Annotated in this window: 21 protein-coding genes; 10 read left to right on the top strand and 11 right to left on the bottom strand. The window is 70.9% G+C overall.

Annotation, left to right across the window (positions count from 1 at the left end; all coding sequences use genetic code 11):
* Positions 1–9: 9 nt before the first annotated feature.
* Together KVT44_RS42510 and KVT44_RS42505 are read right to left on the bottom strand one after the other, a co-directional pair.
* Positions 10–858 carry a hypothetical protein gene (locus KVT44_RS42510; protein ID WP_217573286.1) on the bottom strand — a complete coding sequence of 283 codons (849 nt, stop codon included), beginning with the start codon at positions 856–858 and terminating at the stop codon, positions 10–12.
* 146 nt (positions 859–1004) lie between these two features.
* Entirely contained in the window at positions 1005–2999 is a 1995-nt protein-coding gene (locus KVT44_RS42505; protein WP_217573284.1) for a glycosyltransferase family 2 protein, read from the bottom strand.
* Positions 3000–3545: 546 nt separating this feature from the next.
* On the opposite strand from KVT44_RS42505, the gene KVT44_RS42500 reads away from it, so the two are divergent.
* Entirely contained in the window at positions 3546–5183 is a 1638-nt protein-coding gene (locus tag KVT44_RS42500; RefSeq protein ID WP_097285899.1) for a succinic semialdehyde dehydrogenase, read from the top strand.
* 64 nt (positions 5184–5247) lie between these two features.
* Entirely contained in the window at positions 5248–7053 is a 1806-nt protein-coding gene (locus KVT44_RS42495) for a GMC oxidoreductase (protein WP_190169991.1), read from the top strand.
* A gap of 108 nt (positions 7054–7161) precedes the next feature.
* Here the strand turns inward: KVT44_RS42495 and KVT44_RS42490 are convergent, their stop codons facing one another.
* The gene (locus KVT44_RS42490; protein WP_217573281.1) at positions 7162–8142 is read right to left on the bottom strand and encodes an LAETG motif-containing sortase-dependent surface protein; all 981 of its coding nucleotides are present in this window, start codon (positions 8140–8142) and stop codon (positions 7162–7164) included.
* 223 nt (positions 8143–8365) lie between these two features.
* Between KVT44_RS42490 and KVT44_RS42485 the strand changes: the two genes are divergently transcribed.
* On the top strand, positions 8366–9595 hold the full coding sequence (locus KVT44_RS42485; protein WP_217573279.1) for a hypothetical protein: 1230 nt from the start codon (positions 8366–8368) through the stop codon (positions 9593–9595).
* Positions 9596–10123: 528 nt separating this feature from the next.
* On the opposite strand, the gene KVT44_RS42480 is transcribed toward KVT44_RS42485, so the two are convergent.
* Positions 10124–10441, bottom strand: a complete 318-nt coding sequence (locus KVT44_RS42480) for a chorismate mutase (RefSeq protein WP_225900882.1) — start codon at positions 10439–10441, stop codon at positions 10124–10126.
* Between the two features lie 769 nt (positions 10442–11210).
* Here KVT44_RS42480 and guaA point away from each other — a divergent pair.
* Entirely contained in the window at positions 11211–12791 is a 1581-nt protein-coding gene (guaA, locus tag KVT44_RS42475; protein WP_099921075.1) for a glutamine-hydrolyzing GMP synthase, read from the top strand.
* A gap of 9 nt (positions 12792–12800) precedes the next feature.
* On the opposite strand, the gene KVT44_RS42470 is transcribed toward guaA, so the two are convergent.
* Positions 12801–13319: a pyridoxamine 5'-phosphate oxidase family protein gene (locus KVT44_RS42470; RefSeq protein WP_217573277.1), complete on the bottom strand. Its 519-nt coding sequence runs from the start codon at positions 13317–13319 to the stop codon at positions 12801–12803.
* 189 nt (positions 13320–13508) lie between these two features.
* Here KVT44_RS42470 and KVT44_RS42465 point away from each other — a divergent pair, with 189 nt between their 5' ends.
* Positions 13509–14303 carry a class II aldolase/adducin family protein gene (locus KVT44_RS42465; RefSeq protein ID WP_217573275.1) on the top strand — a complete coding sequence of 265 codons (795 nt, stop codon included), beginning with the start codon at positions 13509–13511 and terminating at the stop codon, positions 14301–14303.
* Positions 14304–14320: 17 nt separating this feature from the next.
* Here KVT44_RS42465 and KVT44_RS42460 read toward each other — a convergent pair whose 3' ends face one another.
* A complete protein-coding gene (locus KVT44_RS42460; RefSeq protein ID WP_217573273.1) occupies positions 14321–15238 on the bottom strand; it encodes a DUF4429 domain-containing protein in 918 nt (305 codons plus the stop codon).
* Positions 15239–15409: 171 nt separating this feature from the next.
* Between KVT44_RS42460 and KVT44_RS42455 the strand changes: the two genes are divergently transcribed.
* Both KVT44_RS42455 and KVT44_RS42450 read left to right on the top strand, forming a co-directional pair.
* On the top strand, positions 15410–16708 hold the full coding sequence (locus KVT44_RS42455; protein WP_217573339.1) for a hypothetical protein: 1299 nt from the start codon (positions 15410–15412) through the stop codon (positions 16706–16708).
* A 235-nt stretch (positions 16709–16943) separates the two neighbouring features.
* Positions 16944–17480, top strand: a complete 537-nt coding sequence (locus KVT44_RS42450) for a DoxX family protein (RefSeq protein WP_217573270.1) — start codon at positions 16944–16946, stop codon at positions 17478–17480.
* A 152-nt stretch (positions 17481–17632) separates the two neighbouring features.
* On the opposite strand, the gene KVT44_RS42445 is transcribed toward KVT44_RS42450, so the two are convergent.
* Both KVT44_RS42445 and KVT44_RS42440 read right to left on the bottom strand, forming a co-directional pair.
* Positions 17633–17857 carry a hypothetical protein gene (locus KVT44_RS42445; RefSeq protein WP_075028455.1) on the bottom strand — a complete coding sequence of 75 codons (225 nt, stop codon included), beginning with the start codon at positions 17855–17857 and terminating at the stop codon, positions 17633–17635.
* Complete coding sequence (locus tag KVT44_RS42440) at positions 17844–19310, bottom strand: PspC domain-containing protein (RefSeq protein WP_217573268.1); 1467 nt, start codon at positions 19308–19310, stop codon at positions 17844–17846. The genes KVT44_RS42445 and KVT44_RS42440 overlap by 14 nt, the downstream gene beginning before the upstream one ends.
* A gap of 142 nt (positions 19311–19452) precedes the next feature.
* Between KVT44_RS42440 and KVT44_RS42435 the strand changes: the two genes are divergently transcribed.
* Positions 19453–20778, top strand: coding sequence for an ATP-binding protein (locus tag KVT44_RS42435; protein WP_075028453.1), 1326 nt, complete (start codon positions 19453–19455; stop codon positions 20776–20778).
* Positions 20775–21662 (top strand): response regulator transcription factor, encoded by an 888-nt coding sequence (locus KVT44_RS42430; protein ID WP_302832178.1) that lies wholly within the window; start codon positions 20775–20777, stop codon positions 21660–21662. The genes KVT44_RS42435 and KVT44_RS42430 overlap by 4 nt, the downstream gene beginning before the upstream one ends.
* Positions 21663–21684: 22 nt before the next feature.
* Here the strand turns inward: KVT44_RS42430 and KVT44_RS42425 are convergent, their stop codons facing one another.
* Positions 21685–22317, bottom strand: coding sequence for a hypothetical protein (locus KVT44_RS42425; RefSeq protein WP_217573266.1), 633 nt, complete (start codon positions 22315–22317; stop codon positions 21685–21687).
* A 137-nt stretch (positions 22318–22454) separates the two neighbouring features.
* Complete coding sequence (locus tag KVT44_RS42420) at positions 22455–23546, bottom strand: C40 family peptidase (RefSeq protein ID WP_217573264.1); 1092 nt, start codon at positions 23544–23546, stop codon at positions 22455–22457.
* Between the two features lie 411 nt (positions 23547–23957).
* Here KVT44_RS42420 and KVT44_RS42415 point away from each other — a divergent pair, with 411 nt between their 5' ends.
* Positions 23958–24311 (top strand): hypothetical protein, encoded by a 354-nt coding sequence (locus tag KVT44_RS42415; protein WP_060901458.1) that lies wholly within the window; start codon positions 23958–23960, stop codon positions 24309–24311.
* Positions 24312–24391: 80 nt separating this feature from the next.
* Here KVT44_RS42415 and KVT44_RS42410 read toward each other — a convergent pair whose 3' ends face one another.
* Positions 24392–25366 (bottom strand): tellurite resistance/C4-dicarboxylate transporter family protein, encoded by a 975-nt coding sequence (locus KVT44_RS42410; protein WP_217573262.1) that lies wholly within the window; start codon positions 25364–25366, stop codon positions 24392–24394.
* Between the last annotated feature and the right edge of the window lie 20 nt (positions 25367–25386).

The following is a 25386-nucleotide window of genomic DNA, read 5'->3' as shown; positions in this document are numbered from 1 at the left end:
GACGAGGGGTCAGGCGAGCTTGCCGGCCTGGGCCTTGATGAGCTCGGCGGGGATGCCGTACTCCTTGGGCTTCCCGTCGGCGAGGAACACGGCCAGGTTCATCGAGTAGTACGTGGCCACCGTGCTGCCGTGACGCACCGCCTCGCCGTGCACGACGATCTTGTCGCCGTCCGCGTCGCCGGTCACGGCGAAGGCGACCGACTCGTCGCCGCTGCCCGAGGCCTTCTCCGCCTCGACCTTGGTGAACTTCTGGGCGTCGTCCTTCGCGCCCTTCGCCGTGGCCGTGAACCCGCCCGTGCAGCCCTTGACCGCGTCGGAGACCGAGGACATGGCCTTCTGGGCGCCGTCACCCTCGTACGAGGAGAGCGAGACGATGGTGACTGTCCCACCGAGGGTGTCGGTGATCGAGTTCAGCGCGTCGTCGAGCTCCTTATCCGTCATGTCCTCCATGCTCTTGGTGGAGGACGCGCTGGGCTTGGCCTCCACCGGCGTGGCCATGGTGTTGACGTACGCGGTCGAGTCGCCCGGCGCGAAGCCGGTGAGGACATAGGCGAGCGGCGCGCACTTGTCGTCGACGACGGTGATCTCCTCCTTGGAGGAGGCGAACCGCTCGGACTGGTCGGCCGCCGCGAAGCGGTACCCGCCGAGGTCGTCCTTGCCGACGAGCAGCTTCTTCAACTCGGCGTCGCTCAGGGCCTTGACCGTGGCCGTCGCCCCCTTGCCGCCCGTCGCCTTGTCACCGGAGCCGGAGCCGGAGCCGGAATCCGAACCGGAGTCGGAACAGCCTGTGGCCAGGGCGAGCGAGAGCGCCGACGCGACCACTGCGACGCCGGGGCGCGACAGCGCGGATCTCTTCATTCTGGGGAAGTCCTTCGGTGTGCGGACGCGACCGGCCGCGCCTGGAGGCGCGGCCGGGTACCTGCCGTGTACATGAGGTGAAAGGACTATGTGGTAGAGGTCAAGGAAACGTCAAGTTGGTAAAGCGCTGTCCGAGGTGGTGGCGGTCACGCCTTCAGCTTGCCCGCGACCGCCTTGACCAGGTCGGTCTTCGCGACCAGCAGGGCGAAGCGCCCGCCGGAGCCGGAAGCCGACTTCGCGTACCAGGGCAGACCCCGGCGGCGCCACTTGCTCGCTTCCAGGTCCTTCGGGATCTTCGGCAGGGCGAAGGACCAGCCGGAGAGTCGCAGTTCGCCGGTCCAGGTGCCGGCGGGGAGGTCGAGGACCGGTACGCGGGCGGTGAAGGTGTCGGCGTGGGCGGTGCGTGCGACGGGGAAGGCGGCGGTGGCGCCGCTGTCGTTGCTGAGGGCCAGGGTCAGCGGGCCGTCCGGGTAGGCGCCGAGGGTCCAGCGGCCGGTGATCAGCAGTTCGGTGGGGTTGCTGGCGTTCCAGCGGGACTCCCCGAACTTGAGGTGCGGCAGGACCCGGTTCTTCTTCTCGCCCAGGTCGAGCGTGAAGTTGCCGTGCGGCTTGGTGGTGTAGAGGGTGACGGCGCGAATGCCGAGGGTGGTGTCCACGACACGGGTGTCCGCCGTGCCGGAGACGTCCAGGGCTCGCTTGCTGCCGATCCGCACCTCACGGGACAGCCCCTGGGCGCCGATGGCCAGGGAGATGTCCCACAGCCCGTCGCCGAGCGGCGCGCCGCCCGCGGCGGTGTCGATGTCGACGGTCGTCTCGAATCCGGCCTCTTCGTAGGTGTACGCGCCCTCGTCCTCGTGCGCGCCGAGCCCCGGAGTGGCGGTGTGCCGGACGGGGAGCCGGTACTCCGTCCCGCTGTCGCGCTCGCGCAGGACGAGGTCGGTGGTGACGTCCTCGGTCGCGACGCGGTGGAGGTACCCGTACCCGGCCAGGCGGAGAGTGGTGCCGTGCAGCTCGGCGCGGGTGACCTGGTGACGCAGGCCGATCTGGTCGGTGACGTCGTAGCAGCTGTCCGGGACGGAGCGGGCGGGGTCGCGGAGGAAGGGGTAGCGGGCGTAGGCCCGGCCGCCGTCGACCAGTACGGGAGTGGCGACCTTGCTCTTGGCCAGCTGCTTCTCGAACCTGGTCAGTTCGAGCACCTCGTCGAGCATCCGGTGCCGCACGAGGTGGAGCCGGAGCCGGGCCATCGCCGAGAGCTGGTCGTTCAGCCCCTCGTGCCACAGCGGTGCGATGGCGTCGGCGAGCCGGTCCAGCTGCTTCTGCTGCAGCTCGCGGGGTTCGCGCGCCACATGACCGAGGAGCTGCTGCACCTCGACGGTCAGATGCCGGTGCGCGAGGTGGTCGCGGCCCGGGCCGGCCGGCACGTTCTCCAGGATCACGTCGACGATGCGCGGCAGGAACCGCAGCCGGGGCTCGGAGCCCCCGGTCTGCAGGGTGATGTTGCCGTCGTCGTCCCGCTGCACCCAGTACAGGCAGTCGTACGAGGCCAGCACGGAGATCCCCGAGGCGTGCAGATACGCCGGGCCGACGAACATCTGGTCCTCGCCGATCTTGAGATCGGTCGGGAAGCGGAGGTGGTGCCGTTCCAGGAGCTCGCGGCGGAACAGCTTCATCGGGTTCAGGGTCCAGTAGACCCGCGAGGAGAAGACGTCGGTCTTCGGCTGGTCGCGCCGGAACATGGACGTGGGCGCGCCGCGTCCGCCCACACCGACCATCTTGCCGAGGACGACATCCGTGCCGTTCTCCTCGGCCATCGCCACCATGCGCTCCAGGGCCTCCGGCCCCAGGTAGTCATCGGCGTCGAGGAAGAACACGAACTGTCCTCGCGCGTGGTCGAGTCCGCGGTTGCGCGGGGCGGAGGGGCCACCGGAGTTCTCCTGATGGATCACCCGCATCAGGGCCGGATACGTGTCGGACAGCCGCTCGAGTTCGGCGGCCGTGCCGTCCGTGGAGCCGTCGTTGACGACGATGATCTCCAGCTTGTCCTGCCCGATGCTCTGATCGGCGACGGACGTAATGCACCGTGTCAGGTAGGGCATCGCGTTATAAGCAGCGACAATCACCGAAACAGTGGGCACAGCCATCGTCACGTTCTCCTGGCAAGACGGGGCACGCCCCTCGTTTGCTGGCCACTTGGGAAACCGCGTAAGCAAGATCCATATATGTGGGAGAAGGTGCCGACAGGGATGTGAACATACCGTGAGTCGTGAGTGCGTTCAACATGAATGCTCAGTGAAGTGAGGGCCTGGAGTGTGGTTCAGCTCACTTCTCGAATGACCGATTCGCTCACGCTTTCTCCCGAAAAAAGCACTCTGGATAATTGACGCGGGAAAAGGCGGGACGGAAAAAGAGGGTTTTCCTGGGAGATTTCCCTTGCGGTAATCGTGGAACGCGGGTGGAATATAAGTGGGGCATAAAGGGTGTTTCGGACGCCGCGCACGCCGTCGGGGCACCTCGCTGTTCAAGAGCGCCCGCGCACGCCTCGGCGTCGGCGAGGCGGCGCCGAACTCCCGAACAACGCCCTGATCAGGGCGTTCCCTGCCAGTGCCCACTGGCGCGGTGTGTGCAGTCGGTGAAAGCGGGTTACCAACGGGTACCCAAAGCCCTCGCTCCGTCATACGCTGCGCCTCATGACGGACTCGCAGGCCTCGGAAATCACCGGCACGGTCAAGTCGGAAAAGACCGGCACCAACCCCCTCGCCCCCGCTCCCGTGGGCGCCCGCACCGCCGCCGACGTGGTCACGCCCGAGCTGGTCGCGCAGCTCACCAAGGGTGTCGTCGGCTCCGGGCGGACCGCCAACCACACCCCGTTCACCGGCGAGAAGCTGGCCGACCTGCCCGAGTCCACCCCCGAGGACGTACAGGAGGCCTTCGAGCGGGCCCGTAAGGCGCAGGTCGCCTGGGGCGCCACGCCCGTACGGCAGCGCGCCGCCGTCCTGCTCCGCTTCCACGACCTGGTGCTCGCCCGTCAGGCCGAGGTGCTCGACCTCATCCAGCTGGAGACCGGCAAGGCCCGGCTGCACGCGCACGAAGAGGTGCAGGCCGTCGTCGTGGCCGCCCGCCACTACGGCAGGAAGGCTCCCGCCTACCTCCGCCCCAAGCGGCACGCCGGGGCCATGCCCACCCTCACCAAGGTCACCGAACTGCGCCACCCGCGCGGTGTCGTGGGTCAGATCGCGCCCTGGAACTACCCCCTCGAACTCTCCGTCGGCGACGCGCTCCCGGCCTTCGTCGCGGGCAACGCGGTCGTCATGAAGCCGGACACCGAGACCTGCCTCACCGCCCTGTGGGCGCGCGACCTGCTCGTCGAGGCCGGGCTGCCCGCCGAGGTCTTCCAGGTCGTCATCGGGGACGGTCCGGTCGTCGGGCCGGAGGTCGTCAAGCACGCCGACTACGTCTCCTTCACCGGGTCCACCCGGACCGGCCGCGAGGTCGCCCAGGGCGCCGCCGCCCGGCTCGTCGGCGTCTCCCTCGAGCTCGGCGGCAAGAACGCGATGGTGGTCCTGGAGGACGCCGACATCGACAAGGCCGCCGCGGGCGCCGTCCGCGCCTGCTTCTCCTCCGCCGGCCAGCTCTGCATCTCGATCGAGCGGTTGTACGTCCACGAGTCCGTCGCCGACGCGTTCGCGGAGCGCTTCGCCGCCCGGACCAAGGCCATGCGGCTCGGCACCTCCCTCGCCTACGGCGCCGACATGGGCTCGCTGGTGGGGGAGCGGCAGTTGGAGACCGTGACCCGGCATGTGGAGGAGGCGGTCGCGAAGGGCGCGAAGGTCGTCGCCGGTGGCGTCGCCCGCCCCGACATCGGCCCCTACTTCTACGAGCCCACCATTCTCGACGGTGTGGAAGCCCCCATGGCCGTCTGCAACGAGGAGACCTTCGGGCCGGTCGTCTCCCTCTACCGCTTCAAGACGGACGACGAGGTCGTCGAACTCGCCAACTCCACGTCGTACGGCCTCAACTCCTCCGTCTGGACGAAGGACGGGCGGCGCGGACGCGCGGTCGCGGCGCGGCTGCGCACCGGCACGGTCAACGTCAACGAGGGATACGCGCCCGCGTACGGCAGTGTCCAGTCGCCGATGGGCGGCATGAAGGACTCCGGCCTCGGCCGCCGGCACGGCTCCGAGGGCATCCTCAAGTACACCGAGGCACAGACCGTCGCCCAGCAGCGGCTGCTGCCGATGGCGCCCTCGCTCGGCATGGACGACGAGAAGTACGCGCAGTTCATGAGTCGCAGCCTGAGGGTGATGAAGGCGCTCCGGCTGCGCTAGCGCCCCGTAAGGGGCGCGGGGAACTGCGCGAGCAACCACGGACGACCCGCAGCGAGGAGAACACGTGCCACAGGAGAAGTCTGTCCAACCGCCGGTAGGCGACCCGTACGACTACGACGTCATCGTCGTCGGCTCCGGCTTCGGTGGCTCGGTCACGGCCCTCAGGCTCACCGAAAAGGGCTACCGCGTAGGCGTGTTGGAAGCGGGCCGTCGCTTCACTCGTGACGCGCTGCCCAAGAACTCCTGGGACATCAAGAACTACCTGTGGGCGCCGGCGCTCGGCATGTACGGCATTCAGCGCATCCATCTGCTGGGCAACGTCATGGTGCTGGCGGGCGCCGGAGTCGGCGGCGGCTCCCTGAACTACGCCAACACCCTCTACGTACCGCCGAAGGCCTTCTTCGACGACCCGCAGTGGAAGGACATCACCGACTGGCAGGCGGAGCTGAATCCGTACTACGACCAGGCCCGCCGCATGCTCGGCGTGCGGCTCAACCCGACGATGACCCCCTCCGACGTCCATCTCAAGGCGGCCGCCCAGCGGATGGGCGTCGGCGACAGCTTCCACATGGCGCCGGTCGGCGTCTTCTTCGGCGACGGGCAGGACGCGGACGGTACGGCGAAGGCCGGGCCCGGCGGTGAGGTGGAGGACCCCTACTTCGGGGGCGCCGGACCCGCCCGCAAGGCGTGCACCGAGTGCGGCGAGTGCATGACCGGCTGCCGGCACGGCGCGAAGAACACCCTCAACGAGAACTACCTGTACCTGGCGGAGAAGGCGGGCGCGGTCGTGCACCCGATGACCACCGTCGTGTCCGTCACCGACGACTCGCAGGGCGGATACGCCGTCGCCACCCTGCCCACGGACGAGAAGCGCAAGGGCGAGGGGCGGACGCTCAAGGCGCGCAGGGTCGTCATCGCCGCGGGTACCTACGGCACGCAGACCCTGCTGCACCGGATGAAGGCGGGCGGCCAACTGCCGTACCTCTCCCCGAGGCTGGGCGAGCTGACCCGCACCAACTCGGAGGCGCTGGTGGGCGCGCAGACCGACAACCGCCGCTACCGCAAGGCGCACGGCACGCCCAAGGCCGACTTCACCCAGGGTGTCGCCATCACCTCCTCGATCCACCCGGACGAGAACACCCACATCGAGCCCGTCCGCTACGGCAAGGGCTCGAACGCCATGGGCGGTCTGTCCATCCTCCAGGTCCCGTACGCGGAGGGCTCGTCGAGGGTGGCGGGATGGCTGGCGAACGCGGCGAAGCACCCGCTCCTCGTGCTCCGCTCGCTCTCCAACCGCCGCTGGTCCGAGAGGACCATCATCGGTCTGGTGATGCAGTCGCTGGACAACTCCCTGACGACCTACCTGAAACCGAAGGGCGCGGGGAAGGGCCTGCTGACGGCCCGGCAGGGTCACGGAGCGCCCAACCCCAAGCAGATCAGGGCCGCGTCCGAGGCCGCGTCCGCAGTCGCCGCGGAGATCAACGGCTTCGCGGGCAGCAACGTGGGCGAGCTGATGGGAACGCCGCTGACCGCGCACTTCCTGGGCGGCTGCCCGATCGGCGACTCCCGGGAGACCGGCGTGATCGACCCGTACCACCGGCTGTACGGCCACCCGGGCATCTCCGTCGTCGACGGCGCCGCGGTCTCCGCGAACCTCGGGGTGAACCCGTCGCTCACCATCACCGCCCAGGCCGAACGCGCGATGTCGTACTGGCCCAACAAGGGCGAGGCGGACCCGCGTCCGGCGCCGGGAGCGGCGTACGAGCGTCTGAAGCCGGTCGAGCCCCGGGACCCGGCGGTGCCCGCGGACGCCTTCGGCGCGCTGCGGCTGCCGTTCCTGGGGATGCCGACGGTGCCCCCGAAGCCGTAAGCAGTAAGCAGTACATATGAACGCGAAGAAGGACCTGTGCCCCCCTCCGAGCCCAGGTCCTTCTTCTCTTACGAGGCGTGTTGCCTACGTGGGTGTGTCGCCGGCCGCTTACGCGGTCGCGTCACCCGACTTGCGACGCCGCACCACGAACACCGCACCCGCACCGGCGACGACGGCGATGCCACCGGCGAGCGCGATCATCGGCAGGGCGGAGCTGGAGCCGGTCTCGGCGAGGCTGCCGTTGACCTCAGGGGTGTTGCCCTTGTCGGCCGGCTTGTCCGAGACCGGAACCTTGCCGCCTTCCTGCGGCTTGGTGCCATCGGTGTCGGTACCCGACGAGACGATCTGGAACTTGTACGCGACCTCGCCGAAGCCCGTGCACTCGCCGTCCGTGTCGCCGTAGATGCTGGCGCCGAGCGAGAAGCCGGCGCCGACCGGGGCGCTGGACTTCACGTTGATACGGAGCGGGATGTCGACCTCGTACTCGGGCTTCAGCTCGTCGGTGTAACCGACGTAACCGACCGCGTAGCCCTCGGAGTCGACGTCCTCCCAGGCCTTGGTGTCCTCGTTGTACGCCTGGAGCTGGACCTTCTTGCTCTGGAAGAGGTTGTCGCCCGCCTTGTCGGAGGACGCGCCGGCGAAGAAGCCGAGCTCGTTCAGCGTGGACTTGGAGTTGTTGAGCACGTTCAGGGAGAACTTGTGCCAACCACTGCCCGCCGCGATCTTGCCGGGCAGGCCGGAGATGGAGACGTCGACCTTGGAGTCCTGGCACTCGGACGGCTCGGGCTCCGGCGTGTCGGACGGCTCCGGCGACGTGGTGCTCGGCGCGGGGGTCGCGGAGGTCGAGGTGGTGGCGGTGGCGGAGGCGCTCGGCGTCGGAGTGGTCTCGGTCGCCGACGCGGACGGGGTCTCGGAGGGCGCGGGAGTGGTCTCGGTCGGGGTCGCCGACGCGGGCTCGCTCGCGGTCTCGGACACCGTCGCGGTGGGGGAGGGGGTCTCTTCCGCGAACGCGGCCGGCGCCGAAAGCAGCGCCAGAGGGGCTATTGCTGCCGTTGCGGCCGCAAGGGCCATGGCACGGCGAAGCTTCATGAAGACCTCGGAAAGTCCGGTACCGCGTCGTCACGGTACTCGTATGGGATGAGGCCTCCGCGTGTGGGGCGCGGGTGTGGCCGTTGGTTCAGCAGGTGTGACCCGCGAAACCCGTGAACGGTTGTGCCTTCACTCACAGAATTCTTATGTGGGCTGTGTCACACACGGATCTGCATGGATCTGCCTTGTGTACAGGCTTTCGATCCACTTAGAACTGATCCTCGTGTCTGACAAGCAGCCCGAAGGGGCGGGGGAGTCCGGGGAGTTCGAGCAACCCTCCGTCCCCGACGACGTGTGGGAGCGGTTCGCCCGCGACACCGAACGTGACATCCGCAGTTCGGCGCCGAAGGAGCCGTCCGCCCGGGCGCGCATGGTGACCGAACGGCTCCGGCAGAAGGACGCCAAGGGCGCCCAGCCGGAGGGGTGGCGAACGGGTCCGGCCTGGCGGGAGATGGACGGGCGCGCGGCCCGTCGGCGCCGGCTGTGGGCGATCCTCGGCGTGCCCGTCGCGATCGCCGTGGCGCTGGTGGCGGTCAAGCCGTCGCTGCTGCCCGGCGACCCCTTCGGCACGTCGTCCGGTACGCCGTCCGGGGGCACGTCCGCCGCCGCGCTGCCCGCCGAGACCGCGTCTCCGACCGCCGCTCCCTCCAGCGCCGCGCCCGACACGCCCACCCTCGACAGGCCGTTCGCCGGCTCGCCCGCCGAGCGCTGGGCCGACGGCGCCGCCGCCATCGTCGTACCGAAGGCGACGCCGGTCGGTACGTTCACGAGCGCGCAGGTGGCCGCGGCCCTGAAGCAGGCGAAGACCCTGCTCGTCGGCGCGAACCTGGCCCCGGGGACCCTGCGGGGCGAGCGCCCCGGGAGCGCGCTCGCCGTCCTCGACCCGAAGCAGCCCCGCATGCTCGACGACGTGAACAGCTGGCTGCGCGCGCCGGGCAAGAAGCACGATCCGCTGGTGCTCTTCAGCCGGTTCGATCCGGCCGAGGTGCGGCCGGCCGGGGATGTGGTCAAGGTCCGTGGCCGGACGACGTTCAAGGCGGGCGCACACGCGTCCGTCGCCATCCACATGGACTACACCTTCGTCTACCCCCTGATCCAGGCGGACCAGGCATCGAAGGCGCCGGGGACGACGGAGACGTCGGGGGCGCCGACCGAGGGTTCCGGCGGGGGCTCGACCGAGGTGGCCCGCACCATCGTGCGCCGCGTCCTCGACCTCGAACTCCTCGACCCGCGGAAGTACCAGGCCACTCCCGGCAAGCTGTCGATCACCCGGTACGACCAGGACCTCGGCAACACCGCCTGCGACGTCTACGACGGTTTCCTGCACCCCCAGTTCGACTCGGCCGCCCCCACCGGCGCGCCTCCGACGGGGCCCACGACCGACCCGTACGACCGCAGCCGGGACATCAAGCACTCCGGCACGGAGACGTGCGGCACGGTGTCCCGCACCTGACGGGATCCGACGGGCCCTTGATGGGATCCGACGGGCGTGCGAAGGGCCCCGCGGGACGGAGACCGCGGGGCCCTTCTTCGCCAGCACCGACGTCAGGGCAGCGCCGGTGCCTGGGGAGCGGCGCCGGGGGTTGCGCCACGGGTCTTGGTACGGACACGGGGTATGGCTACGGGGGGGGCGGGACTTGGGACCGTGGAGCGGAGTGGAGCGGAAGCCAAAGCCTGGGGGTGTGCTCGGCCCGTGGAACAGGTTCCGCCGGACGGCCCCGGGCGTCCCCGGAGCCGACCGTTCTCTTGAGTGACCGGGCTGCTGTCCCCTGCCGTCCGGTCACACCCCTGGGACGAGGTCCCACGACGTACGGCACGATCCGTACGTCTCATCGCCCCAGTGGAGCCACGCGTGGTTCTTTCGGGCCCGCCCCTGGCTGGCACGGACACCGGGACCAACGAAGTCCGCGGCGCCCCGGTCACGCGCCGTACGGGTGAGAGGGCATGCGTACGTGCGTACGTGCGTACGTCGCGTACGGGGTCAGACGCGGCCGCGGCACAGCTCCAGCAGCGTCATGGCGAGCGAGGTGCCGGGCTTGCCGAGCGCGTCCCTGAAGTGGGCGAGGATCTCCATCTCGCGCGAGAGGTTCACCCGGCGGCCACCGGACTCGATCCGGGCCTCCTGGATCACCTTCGACACGGCCATCCGTTCCTGGACGAGGCCGATGATCCGGTCGTCGAGGGCGTCGATGCGTTCACGGGCGCCGGTGATCACGTCTGCGGCCTCGTCGGTACGGGCGCCGGTCTTGTCGAGTACGTCGGCCATGGTGGGCTCCTCTTGGGATGAGGTGCCCCGGATCGGCAGGACCCGGAAACGACAGACGCCCCGGGCCTTGTCGGCCCGGGGCGCCTGGGAAGTCGCTTGTCAGTTGCTCAAGCAGCACGACCATGGCAGCCGGTGGGCCGGTTGCCATAGGTAAACACGAAGGTCGCCTGCGTGAGCATGCAAGCAGTATGCCCACAGGGCCGTGCCACGTCCAAGCGGGTTCGGATACTGAGATCCGGACCCGGCCGCGGGCGGGTGAGGCTTCGCCCCACGTCCCCCACTCGCCCGATTCGTTCGGCTGCGGGTCCGGTGGGGGCCGGCCGCGCAGTTCCCCGCGCCCCTGAGGCGGGGGCTTCGCCCCGCGTCCCCCGTCCGCCTGGTTCGTTTGGCTGCGGGTCCGGTGGGGGTTGGTCGCGCAGTTCCTCGCGCCCCTGGGGCGGGGGCTCCGCCCCGCGTCCCCCGTCCGCCCGAAGTTCTTTGGCCGACGGCCGGTGGGGGTCGGCCGCGCAGTTCCTCGCGCCCCTAAGGGGCGCTGCGCGCATCTTCAGCCCGTCCGGCGTTTGAGGACGAGCCCTTCGGGCGATCGGGGGTCCAGGGGGCGGAGCCCCCGGTCGGGTGCAGGGGCGGAGCCCCGCGGGGTTCGGGGTGCCGCGGGCCCGGATTTCGGGGTCGAAGGGGCGGAGCCCCTGGGGATGGGTCGGGTAGGGGCGGCGGGGGCGGAGAACCCGGTGCAGGCATGCTCGCGTGGACCCCCGGTAGACTCGATACCCCACACCCCCTGCTCACCGCCGGAAGGCAAACCGTGCCAGAAGCGTCCCCCGCCGCCCCCGACACCGTCCTGGTCGTCGACTTCGGTGCGCAGTACGCCCAGCTCATCGCCCGCCGCGTCCGCGAGGCCCGGGTCTACAGCGAGATCGTGCCGAGCACCATGCCGGTCCAGGAGATGCTCGCCAAGAACCCGGCGGCGATCATCCTCTCCGGAGGCCCCTCGTCGGTGTACGCCGAGGCCGCCCCCCGCCTCGACCGAGCGATCTTCGAGTCCGGCGTCCCCGTCTTCGGCATGTGCTACGGCTTCCAGCTGATGGCGACGACCCTCGGCGGCACGGTCGACAACACCGGCGCCCGCGAGTACGGCCGTACGCCCCTGCACGTCTCCAAGTCCGGATCCACCCTCTTCGAAGGCACCCCGGACGAGCAGTCGGTGTGGATGTCGCACGGCGACGCGTGCAGCGCCGCCCCCGAGGGCTTCACGGTCACGGCGTCCACGGACGTCGTCCCGGTCGCGGCCTTCGAGAACGACGAGAAGAAGCTGTACGGCGTCCAGTACCACCCGGAGGTCATGCACTCCACGCACGGCCAGCAGGTGCTCGAGCACTTCCTGTACCGCGGCGCGGGCCTCACGCCGAACTGGACGACCGGCAACGTCATCGACGAGCAGGTCGCCCTCATCCGCGAGCAGGTCGGCGACAAGCGCGCCATCTGCGGCCTCTCCGGCGGCGTGGACTCCGCCGTAGCCGCCGCCCTCGTACAGAAGGCCATCGGCTCCCAGCTGACCTGCGTGTACGTCGACCACGGCCTGATGCGCAAGGGCGAGACCGAGCAGGTCGAGAAGGACTTCGTGGCCGCGACCGGCGTACAGCTGAAGGTCGTGGACGCGGAGGAGCGGTTCCTCACCGCGCTCAAGGGCGTCTCGGACCCCGAGGAGAAGCGGAAGATCATCGGCCGGGAGTTCATCCGGGTCTTCGAGCAGGCCCAGGCGGAGATCATCGCCGAGGCCGCGGAGGGCGAGGACGTCGCCTTCCTGGTCCAGGGCACGCTCTACCCGGACGTGGTCGAGTCCGGTGGCGGCACCGGCACGGCCAACATCAAGTCCCACCACAACGTGGGCGGCCTCCCCGAGGACCTCGAGTTCGAGCTCGTCGAGCCGCTGCGCAAGCTGTTCAAGGACGAGGTCCGGATGGTCGGGCAGGAGCTCGGTCTCCCCGACGAGATCGTCCAGCGCCAGCCCTTCCCGGGCCCGGGCCTCGGCATCCGGATCGTCGGCGAGGTGACGAAGGAGCGGCTCGACCTGCTCCGCGAGGCCGACGCCATCGCCCGCGAGGAGCTCACGGCGGCCGGCCTGGACCGTGACATCTGGCAGTGCCCGGTGGTCCTGCTCGCGGACGTCCGCAGCGTGGGCGTCCAGGGCGACGGCCGCACGTACGGCCACCCGATCGTGCTGCGCCCCGTCTCCTCCGAGGACGCGATGACCGCCGACTGGTCCCGCCTCCCGTACGAGGTCCTCGCCAAGATCTCGACCCGCATCACCAACGAGGTCGCGGACGTCAACCGAGTCGTCCTCGACGTCACGAGCAAGCCCCCGGGCACGATCGAGTGGGAGTAGTCCCACCCGTCAGGTCCGCCTGAGAGTCCGCACCGGCTCTCCGGGCGTCCAGACCTGGACGACCAGATACGTGTCGTCCTCGACGTAGGTCCGTACGACCTCCGTCAGCTCGGTGCGGAAGAGGTGGAACGGCTCCGGCGGTTCCACCTCTTTCACGTACGCGGCCTTGACCGCCCCGTCGCCGACTTCGACGGCCCGTCCACTGATGCGGACGTCCCCGCCCCCCATCGCCGTGCCCGGCCCCGGGTTCGCCTGGAGCGCGAAGCGCGGGTCGCGGCGCAGGTCGAGTGCCTTGAGCGAGTCCGGCATCATGCCGAGCCACAGCTCGCCGCGCAGGAAACGCACCTCCAGGCCGGTGGTCCGGGGCGAACCGTCCTTGCGGAGGGTCGCGAGGACGTGGTGCGTGAAGGCCCCGAAGCGGTCTTCGACCGACTGGGCGAGTGAGGGTTCGGCGGCGGCGAAGGTGCCCCAGCGCGCGGGGTTCGCATGTTCGGCGGGGCGCTCGGTAAGGCCGTTGGTAGCGCTCATACGGTGAGTGTGGCGCCCATACCCGACACGTACTGTCGGGTATGGGCGGGCGCTCGGTCGGCGACCTCGGGCCCCGGCCCCGGCCCTCTCGTAACGGTTGCGCACTCTCTTCACCGAACGGCTCTGTTCTCCTGCGCCGACCAGAGGTAACTTCCGCTCCGTATCGGACACGCCAGTGCTGGAGGACCTATGCAAGGGCCCACGCCGCCCGTGCCCCTGCCCACCGACCAGCTGCAGTTCGCCATGCCGCCGATGTACGACTCGTCGGACGACGAGCGACGCCATCGCAAGGAGCGGTTGGCCGGGGCGCTGCGGATCTTCGGGCGGCTCGGCTTCGAGGACGGGGTCTCCGGTCACATCACCGCGCGTGACCCGGAGTACAGCGACTGCTTCTGGGTGAACCCCTTCGGGATGCCCTTCAAGCACGTCACCGTGAGCGACCTGGTCATGGCCAACCAGGACGGGCAGGTGATCGAGGGCCGCTACCACGTCAACCAGGCGGCGTTCACCGTGCATGCCCAGGTCCACGCCGCCCGCCCCGACGTCGTCGCCGTCGCGCACTGCCACTCCGTGCACGGCCGCGCCCTGTCCGCCCTCGGTGACCTGCTCGACCCGATCAGCCAGGAGAGCTGCGCCTTCTACGAGGACCACGCGCTGTACGACTCGTACACCGGTGTCGCCGTGGACACCGAGGAGGGCCGCCGGATCGCCTCCGCGCTCGGCACCCGCAAGGCGCTCGTGCTGCGCAACCACGGGCTGCTGACCGTGGGCGACTCGGTGGACGCGGCGGCCTGGTGGTTCCTGTCGATGGAGCGCTCCAGCCAGGTCCAGCTGACCGCACGGGCCGCGGGCCGCCCGATCCTCATCGACCACAAGCAGGCGGTCGCGACCCGGGAACAGCTCGGCGGCGACCTGGTGGCGTGGATCAACTACCAGCCGCTGTGGCAGGACATCAGCCGCAGCGAACCGGACCTCCTCAGCTGAATTCCGGTGCGCAACCGCTAGAAACCCCGCAGTACGGCCGCTTTGGTCGCCGCGAACTCCTCGTCCGTGAGCACCCCGTCGCGATGCAGCTCGCCCAGCTCCCGCAGCCGCCGCAGCAGTACGTCGTGATGGTCGGCCTGGGCGGGTACCGATGCTGCTACCGGTGCCGCTCCTGGTCCCGCCGCGGCGGTGAGCTGCGGCGGCCGGTCGACGTGCTCGCCCGCCCGGAGGGAGGGATGCGGCAGCCGGGCGGTCACCGCGGCGGCGACGAGCGCCGTGAGCAGGTCGCGGCGGGCGCTGCCCCACAGGTCGAGGGCGAACGGATCCTTCTCCGGCGGCAGTTTGGAGAACACGGTCTCGCGCGTCACGAACCGCAGAAACCCGTCCTCGTACCCGGAATTGGGCAGCCACTCCACCTGCACCAGGTCCCCGACGGCGATGATCCGCGGCCCCGTCGCCCGCTTGACCCGGTCCGAGGTGTCCGCCCAGTCGATCCGCACCTGCGCGCCGTCGAAGGAGACCGTGCCGTCGCTGGACCGGACGGACACGGGCACGGGCGGCCCCGCGAGGAGGAAGGCCTTCGCCGGCTCCTTGGGGATCTGGTCCAGGAGCAGGGCGTGCCGGATCTCCTCGGCGACGTACTCGGCGACCCCCGTACGGTCGATGTCGACCGTCAGCCGGTACGGGTCCGCCGCGTCGGGCAGCCGCCCGCCGGTCGCCTGGAGCAGCGGATCGGCGCCCTCACGGAGCCTGAGGCGCAGTCTGCCGCGCTTGCGTTCGGGTTCGTAGACGATGCCTGAAACCGCCTCCAGGGGAACGGCGATCTCTCCGTACGTCTGCCGGAACAACGGCACGGAGCGATGGAGTCCCGGCGTGATCCTGACCGTGCTGCCGTCGAAGGCCCAGGTCCCGTCGCGCTGGATGATCTCGGCCATGGGGAAATTCTCGCAGCCGGGTCAACACGGGGTAACCGCGCTTCACCCGCGCTGACCAGACCTGCCCGACGCGGGCACTGTTTCGTGCGGCACAATGCCCTGTCATCGCAAGGCAGTTGCAAGGCTTGCGAGGCAGCTCTCGGAGCGGGGAAGGCGGCAGCGGGCGTGGCGGTGCAGGAGGCGAGACACGGCGCGGAGCGCGGTGGCGGGCTCGGTGCGGGACAGGGGGCGGCGCACACGGGCGGCTGCACCTGCGGGGACTGTCCGCACGGGGCGCGCGAGGGGCACCGGCGCGCCGTCGCCGCGTTCCTCGCCAGGCGCGACGAGTTGGCGTCCGGACAGGGACTGCCCGCCGCCGTCGCGCATTCGGCGTCCGCGTCCCGGCAGTGGGTCTCCGACGAACTCACCCAGTCCGCCGACCTGGTCGCCGAGCGCGGACGAGTCGACGGCGAGGCATGGCTGGGACGCCTGTGGCGACGCACGGCGTACGCGGTGTGGGGGGCCGTCCTGACCCTGCTCATCGTCCAGTCGCTCACGGCGATCGGCGCGGGCTGGACGGCGGCGCGCACGGCGGGCCTGCTGGCCGCTCTGGTGGTGGCCGCCGGGCTGACGGGCGCGGGCTATCTGCACCGGGCGCGGGGCGGGGCCCTCGCCCCGGTCGTCGGCGAGGACAACCGCCTCTCCACCTCACGGGCGATGGCCGCCGGCTGGGTCCTGTTCGTCGTCTACGCCATACTCGTCCTCGTGGGCCAACTGGCGGCGGCCTCCGCCCACGGCAAACGCGACGACCTGATCGCCGGCCTCGAACTCGCCCGCGGCGCAGGTGTGGTGACCGTCGTCGCCGTCGTCTGCGCGATCGCGGTGCTGGTACGCCGGGTCGTGGGCCTGCGGATCCTCGGGCAACGCCTGCAGAAGGTACGCGCGGACCGGCCGCGCGCCGCCGACCTCCTCACGGACGACTCCGGCCGGGGCAGCTTCGCCGACATCCAGTACGTCGTCATCGGCGCCGTCGCCCTGGTCTTCGCTGCGGTACGGCTCGCCAGGCGTCCGGAGCAACTGCCCGACCTCCCCTGGGGTCTGGCGCTCCTGGTTCTCGTCTCGGCGGCCACCTACGTCGCCGGGAAGTACGCCGAGGGCGGCCGCCCCGTCATCCTCTCCGTCGTCCGCTCCCGTGAGGCCGGCGACCTCGACGCGCCGATCCGCACCGGCGACGACATCGAGATCCGGGGCGCCGGTTTCGTCCCACCCGGCGCCCAGAGCGCGGACCGTCTGTCCCGCATGGTCGTCCGCATCGGCGCGGTGCACGTCCATGTCCCCCTGGTGCCGGTCCCCGGCGGCTTCAGCAACCCCACGGACGCGGTCCTGACCGTGCCGGTCCCGGTCGACGTGGAACCCGGCCGGGTGGAGGTCCAGGTCGTAACGGCAGCCGGAGTGGAAACGAACCGTTGCCTGATCGAGGTGACGGACTGAACTCCGCGGCTGCGGGTGGGGGCCTCACCGGAGTAAGTTCGAATGCGGGCGGGTGGGCTCACCGGAGTCGTTCGACTGCGGGCCGGTGGGGACCGTTCGCGCAGTTCTCCGCGCCTTTTGGGGGCGCGCCCGCGCCATCGAAAAAAACTGGCCCCGAGCGTTGAGCGGGAGCCCGCTCTCGTACGTATGGTCTGTTGAGGGGTCAACGGCACGTGGCGAGAGGCGGCGGAGAGCGATGACTCACGGTATGCGGTCGGACACCCAAACCCCCTATCGCGACGGCGGCGGACGAGACTGGCGGGACACCGCCACCCGCTACGCCCTGTTGCCCCTGCGCGTCTTCCTCGGCGTCACCTTCATCTACGCCGGCATCGACAAACTCACCAACAGCGCCTTCCTCTCCGACTCCGGCTCCGGCTCGATCGGCGAACTGATGCGCAACGTGCACGACTCCGCTGCGATCCCGGCCCTCGTCGACCTCGCCCTGAAGAGCCCCGTCGGCTTCGGCTACGCCATCGCCTTCGGCGAACTGGCCGTCGGCATCGGCACCCTCATCGGCCTGCTGGCCCGCCTCGCGGCTCTCGGCGGCGCGCTCATCTCCCTCAGCCTGTGGATGACGGTGAGCTGGGCCTCCGACCCGTACTACTACGGCAACGACCTCGCCTACCTGATGGCCTGGCTGCCCCTGGTCCTCGCGGGCGCCTCGTACTTCTCCGTCGACGCGGCCTTGCGCGCGAGGCGCAGCCAACGGTCCGGAAACCTCCGCTACTGAGCAACGCGGGTCAGGACAGTTCAGCGCGGAGCGTCGCACGACATCGCAGGGTGGATCGTGCGGCATCGCAAGGTGGATCGCACGGCATTGCAGGCTGGTAGGTGCAGGGAGTGGATCGCCCTGTACCTACCAGCGCTCCGTTCACGCCCCCGCTACCCGGACACCCCGGCTCCCCGTCGCCGCAACCGCCGACGACGTATGCCATGGGTCAGGAACGCCACCGCGCCCGCCAGGCAGAGCCCACCCGTGACGACGGGGATGATCGCGAACCACGGTGTGTCCCACCAACCGCCCGCGTCGCCCGCGTAGGTGACGCCCGCGGCGGTGAGGAAGAGGCCGGCGACCAGCTTTCCCGGCTGGAACTCATGACGTGGCACGGATCACCTCCGCCTGTCCCACGCCGACCTGGAGGTTCAGGTCGAGCGTGCCGCCGTTCTTGCCGCCGGTCGGGGCCGGCAGGGTCACCTGCTTGTGCTTGCCCGGTTCCACGTCCACGTCCTTCTTGCCGTCGCCCGGCAGCTGGATGTCCCCGACGCCCACGTCGATGTTCAGCTTCACGGTCGCGTCCTTGGGGACGATCACCTTCAACTGGCCCGCGCCCACCTCCGCGGTCGTCGTCACGGTCTGGCCCTTGGTGAGGCCGAGATGGGTGAGATCGAGGGTGCCCACACCCGTGCCGAGGTCGAAACGCTCCGGCACGGCGGCAGCGGTCCTGGGAGTCCACTCGACCCGCATCCAGTGGGTGCTGATGTCCTTCGGCAGGGCCACGGAGCCGGCCAGCAGCGCCGCCGTGATCACTGCGAGGAAGATCGACCCCGCGCCCGTACGCCCCACGAACGCGCTGAGTGCGATGCCCAGGCCGAACACGACGAGCGCGCAGGACAGACCGGTCTGCAGGCTGGTGGCGAGCGGATGGTCGTTCCACGTCAGGCCCGTGCCGAGGCCGCCCGCGACCAGCGCGAGCAGGAAGACCCAGCCACCGATCCAGCGCGGGCCGCGCGGCTGCGGCTCACGGGCCGCGCGGAGGTCCCGTATGTCCGGGCGGGGCGTGCCGCGGGCGATGTTGAGCGCCGCCGCGACATCCCGGTCCCGGGCGTCCGGCGGGCCCCACAGATAGCCGGTGCCGCCCACGTGCGAGCCGTCCTTGACGATCGGGTCGCGCCACCAGGAGGGGTAGGAGACGGGGACGGGCGGGGCCTGCGCCTCCGGCGGGGCGTCCGCCACCGCCTGGGCGGCGAGCGGGTCGGGGTCGGGGGCGCCGCGCTGCTGCGACCAGTACCCCGCGCCCGCGAGAAGCAGGGAGAGGACGACGGCGAACGTCAGCACGCTGCCGTTGCTCAACATCGACAGGAACACCCCGCAGCCGACCAGTGCGAAGAGCACGGCCGCCAGCGCGTGGCCGTCGACGCGGCCGGTGAGGAGCTTGCGGACCTCGTTCTCCTCCTCGTCGTCGTAGGGAACGAACAGCCAGACGAAGCCGTAGAAGATGAGGCCGATGCCGCCCGTGGCGGAGAGCACGGCGAGCACGATCCGGAAGATCACCGGGTCCATGTCGCACTGCCGCCCCAGCCCGGCGCACACACCGCCCAGCATCTTCTGCCGCCGGTCGCGCCGGAACCTGCGCGGGCCCTCGGGCGCGGGCGGCTCCCCGTGCGCGCGCGGTTCCTCACCTGTCGCGCCCGGCGCTCCCGCACCCTCCGCGGCTCCCACGGCGCCCGTGGCGGTGCCCGCGGAGGGCGGCACGGCGTCCCGCGGCCCGGCGCCCGATGGTGGGGCGCCCGGGCCGGGGCCGGGATCCGGCTCCGCTGCCGCGTGCTGCTGATCTGTCATGTGTCCATGGTGACGGGCGGGAAGGCCCGGCGGCAGTCGGGACGACCCTGGCCGAACCCTGATATCGGCCCTGACGGGGGCGGAGGGAACCGTTCGAGCACCGGTCTCTCGAAGATCAGGGGAGTCTCGGGGGTCGACCCTGATGCTCCTGCCCTCCGCCCGTGTGAACATCGATGGCATGCCGGAAGCCGCAGCAGTGCCCCTCGACGACCCGCGGCCCCCGCGCAAGCTCTACCGCAGCAGCGACGGACGCTGGCTCGGGGGCGTGGCGCGAGGGCTCGCCGGGCATCTCGGGCTGCCCGTGATCTGGGTGCGGCTGGTGTTCGTCGGCCTGTTCATGGCCGACGGCCTCGGGGCGCTGCTCTATGCCGCGTTCTGGTTCTTCGTGCCCCTCGGCGTCGGCGGCGTCGACTCCGGGCGCACCCCGGCCTTCACCACCGAGACCGCCCCCGACGGCCGCCGCAGACTCGTGGCCCGCAAGCCGGACCGGGGCCAGATGGTCGCCCTGCTCCTCATGGTCGTCGTGGCCATGGTCTTCGTCGGCAATGTGAATCTCGGCGGTGGGGCAAGGGCCTATCTCTGGCCGACCGTTCTCGTCGGCGCGGGCGTCGCCCTGGTCTGGCGCCAGGCGGACAACGCGCGGCGGGCCCGCTGGGTCGAGGTCGGCCGTCGTCGTCGTACGCTCACGCTGCTGCGCTCCGCGGCCGGTGTCCTGCTCGTCACCGCGGGCGTCTCCGGAATATTCGTGCTCCAGGGCTCGGCGGCCCACCTCGGGTCGGTCCTGCAAGCGGCGCTCGCGGTCCTGGTCGGCACAGCGCTCCTCGCCGGCCCCTATCTCGTGCGCATGACCCAGGACCTCTCCGAGGAGCGCCTGATGCGCATCCGCGCCCAGGAGCGGGCCGAGGTCGCCGCCCACGTCCACGACTCAGTGCTGCACACCCTGACCTTGATCCAGCGCAACGCGGAGAACGCGAACGAGGTGCGCCGGCTCGCCCGCGCACAGGAGCGCGACCTGCGCGCCTGGCTCTACAAACCGGAGGGCACCGGCAAGGACGAGGCGGACGAGCCGGCGACGCTGGCCGAGGCGGTCCGTCGCAACGCGGCCGAGGTCGAGGACAAGCACGGCGTCCCCATCGAGGTCGTCGTCGTGGGCGACTGCCCGCTCGACGAGGGCCTGACCGCACAGATGCAGGCCGCGCGGGAAGCGATGGTGAACGCCGCCAAGTACGGTGGCGAGGGCGGCGCCGTACAGGTCTACGCCGAAGTCGAGGGCAGGACGGTCTTCGTGTCCGTCCGCGACCGTGGTCCCGGCTTCGACCTCGACGGGATACCCGCCGACCGCATGGGCGTCAGAGAATCGATCATCGGCCGCATGGAGCGCAACGGCGGCACGGCGCGACTGCGCGCGGTGCCGGACGGCGGCACGGAGGTCGAGCTGGAGATGGAAAGGGCGGAGAAGACGTCATGAGCGACGTGAACGGACCGACCGGGCAGACCCCGGCATCGAACGGGCTGGAGGATGCCGCCGTGGGTGCGGCCGGGGCGGGCGCCGGGGCTGAGGCCGCGACCGGGTCGACCACCGGGTCGGCCACCGGGTCGACCACCGGGTCGGCCGCCGAGTCCGTCGCCGGTGTGGGCGCGCCCACGAGTGCGACCGCCGTCGGCCCCCACGCGACTGCTGCCGCGGGCGGACGCCGTGTGCGGGTCGTGCTCGTCGACGACCACCGCATGTTCCGTACGGGAGTACAGGCCGAGATCGGAGAGACCGAGCGGACCGGCGTCGAGGTGGTCGGCGAGGCCGCGGACGTCGACCAGGCGGTCACGGTCATCACGGCCACCCGGCCCGAGGTCGTCCTGCTCGACGTCCATCTGCCCGGCGGCGGCGGTGTCGAAGTACTGCGCCGCTGCGCCCCGTTGATGGCCGACGCCCGGCAGCCGGTCCGTTTCCTCGCGCTCTCCGTGTCGGACGCCGCGGAGGACGTCATCGGTGTGATCCGCGGCGGCGCCCGTGGGTACGTCACCAAGACCATCACCGGCACGGACCTGGTGGACTCCATCTTCCGCGTCCAGGACGGCGACGCGGTCTTCTCGCCCCGCCTGGCCGGATTCGTCCTGGACGCGTTCGCCTCCACCGACGCCCCGCCCGTCGACGAGGACCTCGACCGTCTCACCCAGCGCGAGCGCGAGGTCCTGCGTCTCATCGCCCGCGGCTACGCCTACAAGGAGATCGCCAAGCAGTTGTTCATCTCGGTGAAGACGGTCGAGTCGCACGTCTCGGCGGTTCTCAGGAAGCTCCAGCTGTCGAACCGGCACGAGCTGACCCGATGGGCCACCGCGCGCCGGCTGGTCTAGCCGATCGCGTCGAGAGGGTTGCCTACCGGTGTTCCGCGTCGGGCGCCCGGCCCAGTATCCGTAGCGCCCAGCGGTAGTGACGTACGGCCTTCACGATGCCGATGAGGCCGGTCAGCCACAGGATCAGACCGATGCCCATGCCCTGGACGACATCGCTGTACAGGGGGTGGCCGGGCTCGGCCCGCGCGGCCGCCGTGAAGGACGTCCAGGCACCGATCGCGCAGACGCCGAGCGAGGAGAGCAGCCAGAAGAGGCTGAGGCCGGGGGAGCGGAGCCGGGAGTCGGTCGCGGGGTGCCGGTCCAACTCGGACCAGGCGTCCAGCAGTCGGTGTATGTGATGGTCCCGGCGGACGGAGAGGGCGACGGCGACGACGGTCGGGGCGAGCGCGGCCAGGCCCAGCAGGGCGAAGAGCGGGCCCAGGACGAAACCGGTGGGGTCGCGCTGCTCGAGTTGTCGCAGCGGCAGCACCAGCAGCGCCCAGCCGACGATCGCCGCGAGCGCCAGCAGCCAGAGCAGCAGGACCCGGTGCACCCCGAGGCTCCGCCTGCGCAGCTCCTCCAGCGCCTGCCCCCGGTCGGCCAGCAGCGCGGCGCGGTCCGGCCAGGTCCTGATGTGCGCGGGCGGCGGCGGAGGCGGCAGCAGAGAGCCGGGCATCAGAACCTCTCGGACGACGGAGCGACGACGGAGCGACGACGGGACGACGGAGCGATGACGACGGAAACAGAGTCCGCGCCGACGCTACCGTGATCCACTTCTCCGTCCGCACCACACCGCGGTCGCCCACGCGTCTTTCACGCCACTCGGGTGGCCCCGGCGAACGGCATCTCGTCGACCGGCGCCAGCCGCACGGGCGCCGACGGGTTCGGGGCATGGATCATCTGGCCGTTTCCGACGTAGATGCCCACATGGCTGATTCCCGAGTAGAAGAACACCAGGTCACCGGGGCGGAGTTCGGACCGCGAGACCCGGTGTCCGGCGTTGATCTGCGCGTACGTCGTGCGCGGCAGCGAGATGCCCGCGGCGCGGTACGCGGCCTGTGCCAGGCCCGAGCAGTCGAAGGCGTCGGGCCCGGTGGCGCCCCAGACGTAGGGGCTGCCGAGCTTCCCGTAGGCGTACGCGACGGCCTCCGCCGCACGCGAGTTGGGTGCCGCGACGGAGCCGGGCGACGACACCGGGCCGAGGTCCCGCACGGCGGAGCGCGAGGCGCGCTGCCCGGCGCTTCCCGTACCCCCGGCGCCCCCGGCCGCTCCCAGGTCCCCGAGCTGCGCGCGCTGCTCGTCGGTGAGCCGTGACAGCAGCTGCCGCGCCGTGTCCAGCTTCCCGGTGATCGTCTTCTTGGCCCGCTTCAGCTCCGCCTGACGCGACTTGAGCGAGGCCAGCTCGACATGCGCGGCCCCGCGCAGCTGCTCGATCTCCCGCAGCTGCTTGCGCACCCGGGCCACGGCCTCCGCCTGCCGGCTGCCGGCCCGCTCGGCGAACGCGGCCCCTTCCAGGTACTGGTCGGGGTCGTCGGAGAGCGCGAGTTGCAGCGCGGGGTCCAGGCCTCCGCTGCGGTACTGCGCGGCGGCGATCGAACCCAGCGCGTCCCGAGCCGTGTTGAGCCGGTCCTCCTTGCGCGCCGCCTCGTCGCGCAGCGCGTTCAGCCGCTGCTCGGCCTTGTCGGCCTTGTCCTTCGCGCCGTCGTACTTCTGGGTGGCGACCTCCGCCTCCTCGTACAACTTGTCCACCTTGGCCTTCACCTGTGCCGGCGACAGCTGCGGGTCCGCGTGCCCCGTCCCGTCGAAGCCCGTCGCCGTGGCCGCGCCCGCGAGGGCGATGGTCGCGGCGGTGCGGGCCGTGTTTCCACCGAGCGAGCGCTGTCTGGGCTTTCGGTGCGCTGCCACGAGGGCCCACATCCTTCCCGGGGACTTGCCTACGACCGCCGGGTACGAGCGCGGTCAATGGGGACACGTCCGGCGGCGGCCCACACAGGGGGAGCGGGCCGCCGCCGGACCTTTCTCGGCGGTGGTGTCCGGCTGCCGCCCCTGGCCCGGGCGGCGGTGGGGAGCCGGTCACCTGGTGGAGGACGCTAAACCTGAGAGTGATGTCCCGGTAACGTCATGTACGGAAGTGGCGCCACTGGATCGCGGGGCGACCGTATGTGACCGTGATCCCGGCCCGGCGCGGTCGACTTCACGCGGTGTGATGACCGATGGGGCGGTTCCGGGACAATCGGTGGTTCCCAGGTGGTACGGGTCTACAGGGGGTGGGCCGGTGACAAGAGGGGTCAGGGCCGCCGATTAGGCTCCGGCTCCATGGACGTACTCATCCATCTCTTCGTCGGCCTGCACATCATCGGCATCGCCTCGCTCCTCGGCGGTTTCCTCACCCAGATGAAGGCGATGGGCCAGGGCACCGCCCGGTTCGTCCCCGCCATGCTGCACGGCGCGCTGACCATGCTGGTCACGGGCGTCGCCCTCGTCGGCCTCAACCAGGCCGACGACCACTCGGTCAACACCATCAAGATCGGCGTGAAGCTCGCCCTGCTGATCGTGATCCTCGGACTCGTCTATGTGAAGCGGGACGACGAGAAGGTGGACAAGGGCCTGTTCGGGCTCGTAGGGCTCCTCACGACCGCGAACATCTTCATCGCGGTGCTCTGGACCTGACGGCCCCCCGAAGGCCCCCACGGACGGCTACGGCGCTTCCGGACACCCGACGGTCACGGCGGCTTCCAGACGCCTGACCGCTACGGCTCCCGCGGACGCCTGACCGCTACGGCCGCCACCGCCAGCCACGCCGCGACCGAGATCCACAGCAGCACCTGCCCGAGCCCCCTGAGCCAACCGACGCCGATGGCGGCCGCGACCGACAGCGCCGCCACCGCCGTCATCCCCAGCGGGAACACGGTCGCCCAGCGCAGCACGTCGTAGCGCGGTCGGGGCCACAGGGCCTCCGCCACGGCCAGCACGCAGTACGAGCCGAGGACGAGCACGAGCAGCGCCTCGGTCACCCAGCGCAGCACGCCGTTGTCGTCGTTGTTCCACAGGTAGATGTTCGCCTGGTACGCGAGGATCAGCTTCGACCCCGCCAGCGCCGAGATGGCGAGCGCGCCGCCCGCGACCCACTGGTCCCCGGCGCCCGTGGCGACCTCGCGGTAGTCGAAGTAGAACAGCGCCGCCGCGTAGAGCACGAGCCCCAGCCAGAACAGCACCAGCGCGGTGTGCGCGAGCCAGTCCGTGTGCGTCGCGGCGGCGAGCGTCGCGCCCAGCACCGCGAGCCCCTGCGTGGCCACACAGCCGAGGAACACCGCTCCGGGCATGCGGGGCCGCCATTGCCGTACGACCAGGAGGAGCAGCCCCGGCCAGAGCGCCGCCGACAGGGCGAGCAGGGCCTCGGCCGACACCTCCCACCCCAGCGTGACCAGCCGCGTGCCGAGCACGGTGGTCGCCGCGACCGCGGTGAGCGCGCTCGGTGTACCGGCCTCCGTCAGCCATCGCTCCCGCTCCCGCAGCAGCCGTACGACGAAGGCCGCGGCGAGCCCGAGCCAGCCGACGGCCGCGAGGGCCAGCACGATCCGGGACAGGATCTCGTAGCCGGTCTGCTCCAGCCCGATCGAGATGATGCCGGTGGCCAGGATCGCGGCTCCGGCGCCCGGCGGACTCTGCGCCCACCAGGTGCGCAGGCCGGTCCACCGGGTGCCGGGCGGGGAGATGGCTGACATGGGCCCGATGCTAAGGACCT

Origin of the sequence: Streptomyces sp. GbtcB7 (assembly GCF_019091445.1) — a bacterium.
Taxonomy (GTDB): domain Bacteria; phylum Actinomycetota; class Actinomycetes; order Streptomycetales; family Streptomycetaceae; genus Streptomyces; species Streptomyces mirabilis.
Note: the sequence above shows the minus strand (reverse complement) of the source record. Positions and strands in the feature narration are given on the sequence as shown.